Below are 12,264 nucleotides of genomic sequence, written 5' to 3'. Positions count from 1 at the left end.
TACGCGTCAGTAGGCACCGTCCGGGCGCCGGAAGGCGTCCGCTGTCCGTCTCCGGCGCGGACCCTGGCCTTCCGCCGGTCCGCGGATGAGAGACAATGGTGGCTCTGCCAGGGTGGGTTGGTCGCAGAGCTGATTGCCAGAGGGGACGCATGTCGGAGGCGGAGCAGACGCAGGGCACGGCAGGGCGCCTCCTGGCCGGGCGGTACCGCCTCGGGGACGTCCTCGGGCGCGGCGGCATGGGCACGGTCTGGCGGGCGACGGACGAGACGCTCGGCCGCACGGTCGCGGTCAAGGAGCTGCGCTTTCCGGCCAATATCGACGAGGACGAGAAGCGCCGGCTGATCACGCGCACGCTGCGCGAGGCGAAGGCGATCGCCCGGATCCGCAGCGCGGGCGCCGTCACCGTCTACGACGTGGTCCACGAGGACGACCGGCCGTGGATCGTCATGGAGCTCATCGAGGGCCGCTCGCTCGCGGACGTCATCCGCGAGGACGGGCCGCTGCACTGGCGGCGCGCGGCCGAGGTCGGGCTCGCCGTTCTCGACGTGCTGCGCGCCGCGCACCGCGAGGGCATCCTGCACCGTGACGTGAAGCCCTCCAACGTGCTCATCGCGGACGACGGCCGGGTCGTGCTCACCGACTTCGGCATCGCGCAGGTCGAGGGCGACCCGTCGGTCACCTCGACCGGCATGCTCGTCGGCGCGCCCTCGTACATATCCCCGGAGCGGGCGCGCGGCCAGAAGCCCGGTCCGCCGGCGGACCTGTGGTCCCTGGGCGGGCTGCTGTACGCGGCGGTCGAGGGCGCGCCCCCCTACGACAAGGGGTCGGCGATCGCGACGCTGACCGCTGTGATGACCGAGCCGCTCGGGCCGCCGCGCAACGCGGGTCCGCTCGCGGAGGTCATGTACGGGCTGCTCGCGAAGGACCCGGAGAAGCGACTCGACGAGTCCGGCGCGCGGGCCCTGCTGACGTCGGCCGTCAACGCGCCGGAGGAGCGCCGCCCGGCGGCGCCCGAGCCCGGGCCGGAGCTGGAGTCCACGCAGGCGATCGCGGTGCGGGAGCTGCACGGCGACGGCGCCGACCGCGCCGGCGGCAGTGCCCGGGGGGCGAAGCGCCCGTCCGGGACGGCGGCCAAGGGGGCTGCCGCGGTGGCCGGGCCGGCGGCGGCGCGGGACGCGGCTGTGCGGGGCGGTGGGTCCGGGCGGCCCGGGACGTCCGGTCGGCCTGAGACGTCCGGGAAGTCCGAAGAGGCGCGAAAGCCGTCCGGCAGGGCGTCGTTGAAGCCCCTGGTGGAGACGGCCCCGCAGGCGGCGGCCGCGGGTCCGGGGGCGGCCGGGCAGGAGCCGGGACCGAAGCAGCCGTCGAGACCCTCGTTCACGCCGGGTGTCTCCGGGGGCGGGGTGCGCGACGTGCTCGGCTCCGCGCGGGACGCGGCGGTACCGGTGTCCGCCGCGCGGTCCGCCGGGCGCCGGGCGAGCGTCACCGGCGGTGCCGTGGGCGGCGGTTCGGCCGGAACGGCCAATCTGTACCGGTCGTCGGCGCGGGGCGGCGTGCCGCGCCGCGCGCTGCTCGTCGTCGCGGTCGTCGTGGTGCTCGCCGTGGTCGGCACGGTGATCGCTATCGCGATGAGCAACAGCGGCGGCAAGGAGCACGAGAAGGACGGCAAGAGCGGTAAGTCCCGGTCGGGTGGGGACAAGTCGGTATCCGCCCCGTTCCGGCCGGGCGAGGCCCTGCCGAAGGGATGACGCTGCGTTCCGGCCGGTTTCCGTCAGTGCGGCGGGAGTTGTGACCTGTGGTGCTCGGCTGACGGTACGGGCTGGAGGGGCGGAACGGACGGAGTCGGCGGCGACGTACTGAGCCGTACGCGCCCGAAGGGGTGGGTCCGGCACGTATCGTGAGGTGCCGTGAACCGTACGCAGTCGCAATGGGCGGTGCTGCGGCCGGGGTTGACGGCCGATCCTGCGGGGCAGTGATGTACCGGCCCCGGAGTCCGTCGCCGGCGGGCCCGTCGGACCGGCCGGTGACACGTGGATCGCGCGCTTTGGGGAGGCGTCGTGGACGACTACGCGGGCCGGGTGCTCGCCGACCGCTATCGCCTGCCCCTGCTGCCCTCCGAGGTGTTCGAGCTCGTCGAGACGCGGGCGTTCGACACCTACAGCGGGCAGGAGGTCTTCATCCGGCAGATCCCGCTTCCGGAGGTCGTGGACGCGGAGTTCATGGATGCGGAGGCCTTTGGCACGGAGTCCTTTGGCGCGGAGGCCGCCGGGGTCGGTGACGGTGCGGGAGGTCTGCCGGGGGCGGACCGGAGCGCGGGCGGGGGTGCGAGCGGTGACGGCGCGGGCCGGGCGCGGGGTGCGGCGCCGGGCGCCGGGAATCCCGCCGTGCGCCGGGCGCTCGCGGCGGCGACCGCCGCCGCGCGGCTGCCCGACCATCCCCGGCTCGACCAGGTCTTCCACGTCTTCGCCGAGGCGGGCAGCCTGTGGATCGTCAGCGAACTCGTCCCGGCCCGGCCGCTGGCCGCGCTCCTGGCCGAGCGGCCCCTGTCCCCGCACCGCGCGGCCGAGGTGGCGGCCGACGTCCTGACCGCTTTGCGGGCTCTGCACGCGCACGGCTGGACGCACCGCAACATCACCACGCGCACGGTGCTCGTCTGCGACGACGGCCGCGCCATCCTCACCGGCCTCGCGGCCGGCGCCGCGGAGGAGGCCCTCTGCGGCTACGACCCGGTGCCGCCCGAGGCCTTCGCACCGGGCGGGGGCCGGGACACGGCCGTCGCCCCGGAGACCGCCGGGGCTCCGCGGCCAACGGCCGGTGACCAGCGGCTCTCCGGCGGCTTTCCGAGGAGCGCGGGGACGGGGATCCCGCTGCAGGCGGACGGGGCGACCGGCGGGGCGATCGGTGGCGCGTCGCCGGGTGCGGGGCCGGGCGGCCCCGGTGCGGCTGCCGGAGGGGCGGCCGAGGGCGCAATGCAGGGCGACGGCACGGGGTTGCCGGTGCGGCCGGGGCCCGGGGTGTTCGGGGGGCCGGGTCCGTCGGGGGACGCAACTGGCCAGCAAGGTACGGGGGTTGCCCCGGTGATGGGTCCTGGGGGTCTGGGAGGTGGGCCTGGGGGTGGCGTGTCGGGGAGTGGTGTAACCGGCTGGGAGCGTCCGGGGGGTGGGGTGCCCGGTGGGTCTGTGCCGCCTGCGGCTGCCTCGGGTCGTCCGGGTGTCCGGGGTGGGCCTGGGGTTTCGGGGGGTGTGTCTTCCGGGGGTGAGGGGCCGGGGAGCGGTGCAACCGGCTGGGAGCGTCCGGGGGTTGGCCCGTCGGGCGGTCCTGGGTGTCCGGGGGGTGGGGTGCCCGGTGGGTCTGTGCCGTCTGCGGGTGCTCCGGGGCGTCCGGGAGTCTCCGGGGGCGGTGGGCCCGGAAACGGTGCGCCCGCGCTGCCCGCGGCTCCCGGGCAGCAGAGTGGAGTTCCGCCGCAGGCCGGGCCCGTGTACCGGGATCAGGGTGCCGTCGGCGGGTATCTCCCCGCCGGTGGCGGGGGCGTGCACGGTGCGCCCGAGGGTGCCGGGGCGCGCAGTCGTGCCGTACGGGCCGGGGCCGTCGCCGCCTACCGGGCCGGTGCCCGTGCCGCCGTCGAGGGCAGGGCGACCCCGACCGGCTCGGCCACCTGGGGCGGCGGCAGCGCCGCCAGCGGTACGGCGCCCGCGCCCGGCCCCCGGATCGCGGGCTCCCCGGTGCACGGGGCCGTGGCGGAACGTCCGGCGGGGGCTGCTCCTGGGGCGAACTCCCCGCGCGGGGAGGCTGGTTCGGCCGGTGAGCCCGTGCACCCGCTCACCGGGGTCCGGCCCGGTGGCGCCCGTACCGTGGCCGCGCCCGCCTGGGGCGGTACCGCCCCAGGCGGCCCGCTCGCGGCCGAACGGGCCCGGCAGGCGCGCATGGTGGTGGTGGGCGCCGTCACCGAGCGCTGGGCGCCGGAGCTGGCGTCGCCGGTGCAGGAGAGCTGGCAGCTCGCGCCCCCCGTCGGGCCGGCGGCGGACCTGTGGGGGCTCGGCGCGCTGCTGTTCCGCATCGTGCAGGGCCGCGCCCCGTTCCCGGAGGAGAGCACCGCCGAGCTCGTCCAGCTCGTCTGCGCGCAGCCGCCCGCCTCGGCCGAGGACTGCGGCGCCCTGCGGCCCGTCGTCGAGTCGCTCATGCGCAAGGACCCCACCGAGCGCCCGGACTTCGAGGAACTCCGCGGCTGGCTGCGCTCGTTGATCCGCTCGGCGCCCGAGCCGGACATCGGCAGCCGCACCGTGACCGTGCCGCCGCTGGAGCGGACGGCGGGCGGTTCCGGCGGCGGGGCGGGCGGCTCCCGGCTGCCGATCCTGCGCCGCCGGGGCGAGCTCGCACGCCGCAGGAGGAGCCGGCCCACGGGCGAGGAGGACCAGGGGTCGGCCGCGCACGGCCGGCACAAGAGGCCCGCCGAGGGCCGGCCCCGGCGCGGCGCGGAAGCGCCTGCCCAGGAGCAGTACGGCGAGCAGCGGCGCGGCGCGCGCAGCCTGGGCCGGCTGCTGCTGGGGCTGATCCTGCTCGCCCTGATAGGCGCGGTGCTCTACGCGATGCTGTTCATGCCGCGTGCGAGCGAGAGCGCGGACCGTACGGGCAATACCGGCGCGGGCAGCGCCGCCCCTGCCGCCCCGGACGGCACCGGTGCGGCAGGAGGGGCCGGTCGGCAGGACTCCTCCGGTGGCTCCGGCCCCGGTGTGCAGGAGGCGCAGACCACCCGGCCCGGTGGGGTCGGCGACGGCTTCACCGTGCGGCAGGACAGCAAGGGTTTCTCCGTGGCTGTCGCCAAGGAATGGCAGCGCCAGGGGGAGAACGCGCGGGGCCAGGTCGTCTACGGTGGCGGTGACTTCCGGCTGATCGTCGTGCCGGGCCGTGACAGGGTCGAGCAGTTCGGCGGCGACCCGATGGCCTATCAGGCGGACAGGGAGCCGGAGTTGGCGCCGTACCGTTCCTCGTCGTGGTCGAGCGCCTCCGGGCTGCGCAAGGTCGAGGTGGGCGGCAGGACCTCGGCCGAGGGCGCGTTCAACTGGAACGACAGCGGCGGCCACCAGGTGTACGTCCGCAACTCCGCGATGCTCCTCGACGGCGCCTACCACGTGCTCCAGGTGATCGGCCCGATGACCGAACAGCGCGCTGTGGACGCGTACTTCGAGCAGGCCGCCGCGACGTACCGGGCCGGCTGAACGACGCGACCCCCGGGTGGTCTCAGGGGCGCGTGTAGCGGCTGCGCAGCGCGTCCTTGCGGACCTTGCCGAGCGTGGCGTCCCGGGGCAGCGCGTCGACGAGCTCCAGCCGCTCGGGGAACTTGTGGACGGCCAGCCCCACGGTGCGCAGATGGGCGGTGAGGCCGGCGAGGGTCGGCGGGGCGGCCCCGGCGGCCGGCTGGACGACGGCGCACACGCGCTCCCCGCGCAGCGCGTCGGGCAGTCCGATGACGGCGACCGCTTCCACGGCGGGGTGCCGCAGCAGCGCCTGTTCCACCTCCTGGGCGGAAATCGTCTCCCCCTTGCGGAGGATGACGTCCTTGGTGCGGCCGGTGAGTACGAGCCTGCCGTCCTCGGTGAGCCGGCCGAGGTCCCCGGTGGCGAGGAAGCCGTCGGTGTCGAACGCCTCGGCGGTGTCCCGCGGATCGAGATAGCCCCGGCAGACGGTGTCGCCGCGCAGCCGTATCTCTCCGGTCTCCCCGGGCGGTACCGGTGTGCCGTCCGCGCCGGTCACGCGGATCCGCATCCCCGGGACGGGCCGTCCCTCCGTGGTGGCCAGCTGTCGCGGTGTGTCGTCCGGGGAACCCATGGTGATGACGGGGGCCTCGGTCATGCCGTAGCCGTGGACGAGGCCGCAGCCCAGCTCGCGCCCGACCGCCTCGTGCAGTTCGGGCGGCCGGGGGGCGCCGCCGCCCGCGAGCAGGCGGAGCGCCGGCAGCAGCCGGCGGCCGGGGTGTTTGCGCTGCTCGGCGAGGAACAGCGTGTAGAAGACCGTGGATCCGCCCGCGAGGGTCACTCCGTGGCGGCGGTAGGCGCCGAGCGAGTCCGGCAGCGAGAAGCGCTCCACGAGCAGTGCGGGGAAGCCGCGCAGGAGCAGCATCACGGTGTAGACGAGGCCGCCGACGTGTGCGTACGGGAACGCGATGGATCCCACGTCGGCAGGGGTCGGGCGCAGCGCTCCGGTGAGACGCGCGCCGGAGGCGAGGAGTGAACTGTCGCTGTGCAGTACGCCTTTGGGGGCGGAGGTGGTGCCGGAGGTCCAGTGGATCCAGCGGACGGCCGTCCCGTCGTCCGGTGGCGCGGGCAGCGTTCCGGGGTCGCCCTGGGGGAGGACGGTGTACGCCGTGAACACCAGCGGCGGTTCCGGCAGCCCTGCGGCGAGCCGGCGGGCCGCCGCCAGGTGGTCGTGGCCGCGCCACACGCCCGGTACGGCGAGGAATCCGGCCCCGGTGGCCCGCAGCGCGTACTCGGTCTCTGCGTCGCGGCAGGAGGGCACCAGCGGCGACTGGACGGCGCCGAGCCGGGCCAGGGCGAGGGTCAGGACGACGGTCTCGATGCGGGTGGGCAGCTGCCACAGCACGCGGCTGCCCGGCCGTACGCCCAGCTCGCGCAGGCCCGCCGCGACGCGCTCGGCCCGTGCGCGCAGGGCGCCGAAGGTCAGGGCGCGGTCCCCGACGGGCGGGTGCGGGTCCTGCTGGACGAGCGCGAGGGCGTCGGGCGTGCGCGCGGCCCGCAGTGCGAGCAGTTCCCACAGGGTGCGGGCGGCGGCCGGGTCGCGGGCGGTGGTGTTCATGGGGCGCCTCCACGGGTGGCGGGGGAGCGGCAGGAACGCGATGGTGCGCGCCTTGTCGGTGCGGGGGTTCGGGACTAGCGTCGAATCTGACGCACCGTCAGGCAAGGGGAGGGGTGCACCCGTGGAACTGCCCCGGATCGTCAGCGTCGACGACCACGTGATCGAGCCCGCCCACCTCTTCGAGACCTGGCTGCCCGCCCGCTACCGGGACCGGGGCCCCAGGCCGCTGACCGCCGGCATCGGTGAACTGGCCTACACCGGCGGCAAGTACAGGTTCACCACGGACCCGGACGGCCCGCTCACCGACTGGTGGGAGTACGAGGGCGGCCTCTTCCCGTACAAGCGCACCATCGCGGCCGCCGGCTTCCCGCGTGAGGAGATGACCCTCGAAGGCATCACGCGCGAGCAGATGCGGCGCGGGTGCTGGGAACCCAAGGCCCGCCTCGCCGACATGGACCTCAACCACGTCGAGGCGTCCCTGTGCTTCCCGACCTTCCCGCGCTTCTGCGGGCAGACCTTCGCGGAGGCACGCGACAAGGAGGTCGCCCTGGCGTGCGTACGGGCGTACAACGACTGGATGGTCGAGGAGTGGTGCGGCGACAGCGGCGGCCGGCTCGTACCGCTGTGCCTCGTTCCCCTGTGGGACGTCGGCCTGGCCGTCGACGAGGTCCGGCGCAACGCGGTGCGCGGCGTGCGCGCCGTGACCTTCAGCGAACTGCCCACGTGTCTGGGCCTGCCCAGCATCCACTCCGGCTACTGGAACCCCTTCTTCGCCGTCTGCCAGGACACCTCGACCGTCGTATGCATGCACATCGGCTCGTCCTCGCAGATGCCCGCCGCCTCCCCGGACGCCCCGCCGGCGGTGCAGGCGACGCTGTCGTTCAACAACGCCATGGCGTCGTTGGCCGACTTCCTCTTCAGCGGTGTGCTGGTGCGCTACCCCCGGTTGAAACTCGCCTACAGCGAGGGGCAGATGGGCTGGATCCCCTACGCCCTGGAGCGTGCCGACGACGTGTGGCGCGAGCACCGGGCCTGGGGCGGCGTGCGCGATCTGCTGCCCGAACCGCCGTCGGTCTACTACTACCGGCAGGTCTTCTGCTGCTTCTTCCGGGACAAACACGGAATCACCTCACTCGATGAGGTGGGCCGTGACAACGCGACCTTCGAGACCGACTACCCGCACGTCGACTCGACCTTCCCGCACACCGAGCGGGTCGCGCTGGAGCACGTGCGCGGCCTGGACGCCGAGACCGTCCACAAGCTGATGCGCGGCAACGCCATCCGCATGCTCGGCCTGGAGCACCTCGACCGGCCGGCGGCCTGAGCGCCGATGGACCTCGCCACCGCCCCCGAGGACGAGGCGTTCCGGCAGCGGCTCCGGGCGTGGCTGCGTGCCGTACTGCCGCAGCTGCCGCCCCCGCCGCCCGCCGGTGACTGGCCCGCCCGCCGCGCGTACGACTGCGCCTGGCAGCGGGCGCTGTACGACGCCGGTTACGCGGGACTGCACTGGCCCGCCGACGCCGGCGGCCAAGGCGCCGGAGCCGTGCGGCAGTTGATCCTCCTGGAGGAGACGGAACGGGCGGGAGCCCCCTATGTGGGCGCGGGGTTCGTCGGTCTGCTGCACGCCGGGCCGACCATCGCCGCCGAGGGCACCGCCGCGCAGCGCGCCCGCTGGCTGCCGCCGATCCTGCGCGGCGAGGAGGTCTGGTGCCAGGGCTTCTCCGAGCCCGAGGCGGGCTCCGACCTCGCCGCCCTGCGCACCCGCGCCGTGCGCGAGGGCGATCACTACGTCGTCACCGGCAGCAAGATCTGGACCTCGCACGCCTGTGTCGCCGACTGGTGCGAACTGCTCGTGCGCACCGACCCCGCCGCGCGCGGCCACCGCGGCATCTCCTGGCTGGCGATGCCCATGGACGCCCCCGGGGTGACCGTGCGGCCGCTGCGCACCCTCGCGGGCAGCGAGGAGTTCGCCGAGGTGTTCCTCGACGGCGTGCGGGTGCCCGTGGAGCATCGAGTGGGCGCCGAGAACGACGGCTGGCGCGTGTCCATGGTCACCCTCTCCTACGAGCGCGGCACGGCCTTCGCCGGCGAAGTCGTCGCCTGCCGCCGCGTCCTGGGCCTGCTGGCCCGCACGGCCCGGGAGAACGGCCTGTGGGACGACGCGGCCCTGCGGCGCCGCCTCGGACGCCTGAACGCCGAGTTCACGGCGCTGTGGCGGCTCGTGCAGAGCAACGCCGCGGAGGCGGAACGGGCCGGGCGCGACGGCGTCCGCGGGGTGCCCGGCCCGGGTGCCTCCGTCGTCAAACTGCGCTACTCCCACGCCCGTCAGGAGCTCTACGAGGCCGCCGCCGACATCCTGGGACCGGGGGCGCTGGACGCGGACCATCCCTGGACCGCCGCCCGGCTTGCCTCGCTCGCCTACACCATCGCCGCCGGCACGACCGAGATCCAGCGGAACGTCCTCGCCGAACGCGTCCTCGGGCTGCCCAAGGGGCGTTGATCACAAGGGGTGTTGATCATGGGCTTCCGGCCGGACGAGGATCAGCGGGCACTGCGGGAAGGGATGCGCGCTCTGCTGGCGGCCCGGTTTCCGCGGGAACGGCTGCGGGGGGCGGTTGATGCCGCCGAGGCGGAGGCGGCGGGGGCACGGGCGGATGCGGGGGCTGCGGGGGAGGCCGGCGGGCGCCGGGCGGGTTCCGGGCGGGCGCGGCCGGAGGGGGGCGGGGATGCCGCACCACCCCGTGCGGTGGCCGTCGTCGACCCGGAGCTGTGGCGGGCGTTGGGGGAGGCCGGGTTCTTCGCGCTGCGGCTGCCCGAACGGGACGGCGGGGCGGGCCTCGGACTCCCGGAGGCCGCCGTGCTCTTCGAGGAGGCGGGCCGGGCGCTGCTGCCGGGCCCGCTGACCGCCACCCACCTCGCGGCGGGCCTGCTGCCCGGAGCCGCCGACGGCACCGCCGTGGTCACGGCCCTGGACCGGCCCGGCCCCGCCGAGCACCTCGCGGCGGCCGGACACGTGCTGCTGCTCGACGGCACCGGGACACGGCTGCTGGAGTTCACGGCCGGCACCGCGCCGACGGCACTGGACGCGCGCCCCCTGCGCGCCGTCGACCCGCTGACGCCCCTGCACCACGTGGCCCGGCTCCCCGCCCCGCCGCAGGCGGCGGAAGCCCGTACCGGCGGCACGGTCCGTACGGGCGCGGCGCGCACCGTGAGCGTGCCGGCGGACAGGATCCGGTACGAGGCGTTGGTGCTCACCGCCGCCCAACAGCTCGGCGGGGCAGGCCGCATGCTCGGCATGGCGGTCGAACACGCGCGGCGGCGCAGCCAGTTCGGGCGGCCTGTCGGCTCCTTCCAGGCCGTGCAACACTTGTGCGCCCGGATGCTCGTCCGTGTGGAGACGGCCCGCGCGGCCGTCCGTGCCGCGTCGGCGACGGACTCTCCGACCGATGCCGTCACGGCCAAACTGCTCGCGGACCGTGCAGCGGTCCGCAACGCTCGTGACTGTCTGCAAGTGCATGGTGGCCTGGGCTTCACCTGGGAATCGGACGTCCATCTGTATCTCAAAAGGGCGTGGACGAGGGCCTGTCAGTGGCAGTCCGCCGCCGAGGCCGAGGAATTTCTCGCGAACGAACTGCTCTTGAATGATCCCTGGAATCGCACGGCAGTTGATGCACCGGATGCTTCGGCCAAGGGGAATGTCACGGTGTAATCGGCATGGGCGAAATGCCGGTCATGTCATGCATAACCGATCACAGACCGTCGATATCGGCCTGTGTCCCGCAGCGTGCCCGTCACGGGGAGGAGTCACCTCCGCGCTCGGGTACTCTCCCTTGGGTGCGAGTGGTTCAGAGGCGCGGCGGCCCGGGTGTTGCACAAGGGGCGAAGTCGGGTACGGGAACGACTGGTGCTCGCGTCGGAACAGTGCCCGGAGTCATTCGGTGTTCGACTCCGCGGGGCACGCGTCGCACAGTATGCAGCAGTCCTACTCCTTTGCGCCGGAATATGCCCGAAGCGCTTGTTGGGGTGACTGAGCGTCAACCATGCTGTCACGTAAGGGGATCACGTTCCGTGAGCCCTTGGAGACGCCAGGCGTTGTGTCCGCCGGTTCGGATGGTGTGAGCGGTGCAGGTGCTTCAGATGCAGATGGAGGTCCGGGCCGACCCCGCGGAAGTGGGGCGCGCCCGCAGGTGGGCGAGGTCGCGGCTCGCCGGTTCCGGGATAGGGGTGGACGAGCCGCTGGCCGAGACGCTGATCCTGCTGATCTCCGAGCTCGTCACCAACGCGGTGGTGCACACCGGCTGTCCGGCCGTGCTGCGCGTGCTCTTCCCGGTCGCCGGGGCGGCGGGCGGGGCCAGGGTGGGCACCGTCCGCGTGGAGGTCGCCGACATCAGCGCCCGGCCGCCCCGCCGGCGCTGCGCCCAGGGCGACGACACCGGCGGGCGGGGCCTGGAGCTCGTGGACGGGCTGGCCGACCGCTGGGGCTGGCAGCGGGAGGGGACCGGCAAGCGCATCTGGTGCGAGGTGGACCGGGGAACGGCCGCGTGGGTGGGCGCTTTTGAGTCACCTCACGCCGTCACAAATCGGGCGTAATCGACAAAGTCCAGACCAGGTGTTGACGTGAAGTGTCCACGTGATCACCCTTGGACGCAGCGATTCGTTGCGAGGGGACGTCGAGACGCCCGCCTGTACCGGGCTGCCTTGGCGAGTGCGGGTCGCCGTCCGGCGCGAACAGGGCTCAGGCGCCGGAGCTGGGCGGCGGCGTGCGGTGCCGTGCTCGGGGTGCGCATCGGCGCGTCGCCGCCATCTCTCGGGCCGAGGGGCCCGCACGGTCGGGGTGCCGTGGTTCTTCGGTGTTGGCCGGCGCGGGGGTTCGTGCGGGCGCTGGCGGTGCTCGCAGGTGTCGGCCCCTTGCGGTGGTGCGGAGGGGACTGCCGGGGAGGGTGGCCCGTCGTAGGGCCCCGGTGGGGTGTCGCCGACGCCGGCGGGGGCTGTCTGCCCTGTCGGGGCGCGGTGTGCGGTGGCCGGGGCAAGGGCTCGCCCCTGTGGGGGTGTGGGAGACGCAGGGCCGGAAAGGTGTGCCCGGGGCGGCTGTTCGTGGCTGTTCGCGGTTGTTCCGGTGTCCTGGCGGTGCGGGTGCGGCTTCTGCGCGGGGCGATGGATTCGGGGGCCGAGGGATATCCGGGGTCCGGTCGTCGTCCGGAACGGCAGGCGCATGGCCGGATCGGGGTGCTGCCGCGAGGTTGGCTGGAATCCGTGCGGGCCGTGTGGTTGACGGCGGAACCGGACAGGGTTCGGCGGTATGGGGGCATGGGGTGCGACGGGCGGGGGCCCTGCGGTGCGGGCGGTCCGGAAAGGTCCCCGTGGTGCGGGCGGGCCGGACAGATCCATGCGGTGCGGGCGGTCCGGACAGGTCCCCGCGGTGCGGTTGGGCTGGGCGGGTCCCTGCGGTGCGGATGA

The 12,264-nt window shown here is 74.7% G+C and carries 6 protein-coding genes and 1 pseudogene; 6 read left to right on the top strand and 1 reads right to left on the bottom strand.

Translation table 11 applies throughout. The features are described 5' to 3' along the window. Positions 1-149: 149 nt before the first annotated feature. Both ACFP1Z_RS33720 and ACFP1Z_RS33750 read left to right on the top strand, forming a co-directional pair. Positions 150-995: pseudogene (locus ACFP1Z_RS33720) on the top strand (serine/threonine-protein kinase); the annotation flags it as partial. 1,059 nt (positions 996-2,054) lie between these two features. Beyond that, positions 2,055-5,213, top strand: a complete 3,159-nt coding sequence (locus ACFP1Z_RS33750; RefSeq protein ID WP_465269276.1) for a protein kinase — start codon at positions 2,055-2,057, stop codon at positions 5,211-5,213. 22 nt (positions 5,214-5,235) lie between these two features. Here ACFP1Z_RS33750 and ACFP1Z_RS16500 read toward each other — a convergent pair whose 3' ends face one another. After that, a complete protein-coding gene (locus ACFP1Z_RS16500) occupies positions 5,236-6,807 on the bottom strand; it encodes a class I adenylate-forming enzyme family protein (RefSeq protein ID WP_390317126.1) in 1,572 nt (523 codons plus the stop codon). Between the two features lie 121 nt (positions 6,808-6,928). On the opposite strand from ACFP1Z_RS16500, the gene ACFP1Z_RS16495 reads away from it, so the two are divergent. The 4 genes from ACFP1Z_RS16495 (at position 6,929) to ACFP1Z_RS16480 (ending at position 11,397) form a co-directional block, all read left to right on the top strand. Continuing rightward, the gene (locus ACFP1Z_RS16495) at positions 6,929-8,131 is read left to right on the top strand and encodes an amidohydrolase family protein (RefSeq protein WP_390317125.1); all 1,203 of its coding nucleotides are present in this window, start codon (positions 6,929-6,931) and stop codon (positions 8,129-8,131) included. Positions 8,132-8,137: 6 nt separating this feature from the next. Continuing rightward, the gene (locus ACFP1Z_RS16490; RefSeq protein ID WP_390317124.1) at positions 8,138-9,307 is read left to right on the top strand and encodes an acyl-CoA dehydrogenase family protein; all 1,170 of its coding nucleotides are present in this window, start codon (positions 8,138-8,140) and stop codon (positions 9,305-9,307) included. Positions 9,308-9,325: 18 nt separating this feature from the next. Beyond that, positions 9,326-10,516 (top strand): acyl-CoA dehydrogenase family protein, encoded by a 1,191-nt coding sequence (locus tag ACFP1Z_RS16485; RefSeq protein ID WP_390317123.1) that lies wholly within the window; start codon positions 9,326-9,328, stop codon positions 10,514-10,516. A gap of 413 nt (positions 10,517-10,929) precedes the next feature. Next, positions 10,930-11,397, top strand: a complete 468-nt coding sequence (locus ACFP1Z_RS16480) for an ATP-binding protein (protein ID WP_390317122.1) — start codon at positions 10,930-10,932, stop codon at positions 11,395-11,397. Positions 11,398-12,264: the final 867 nt, after the last annotated feature.

This window comes from Streptomyces gamaensis, assembly GCF_042656465.1.
GTDB lineage: Bacteria > Actinomycetota > Actinomycetes > Streptomycetales > Streptomycetaceae > Streptomyces > Streptomyces gamaensis.
The sequence above is the reverse complement of the archived record's forward strand: the minus strand, read 5'-3'. Positions and strand labels throughout refer to the sequence as shown.

Bases quoted from the DNA above. Each gene is read 5' to 3' on its own strand.
- ACFP1Z_RS16500 (WP_390317126.1), bottom strand. From the start codon at position 6,807: ATGAACACCACCGCCCGCGACCCGGCCGCCGCCCGCACCCTGTGGGAA.
- ACFP1Z_RS16490 (WP_390317124.1), top strand. From the start codon at position 8,138: ATGGACCTCGCCACCGCCCCCGAGGACGAGGCGTTCCGGCAGCGGCTC.
- ACFP1Z_RS16485 (WP_390317123.1), top strand. From the start codon at position 9,326: ATGGGCTTCCGGCCGGACGAGGATCAGCGGGCACTGCGGGAAGGGATG.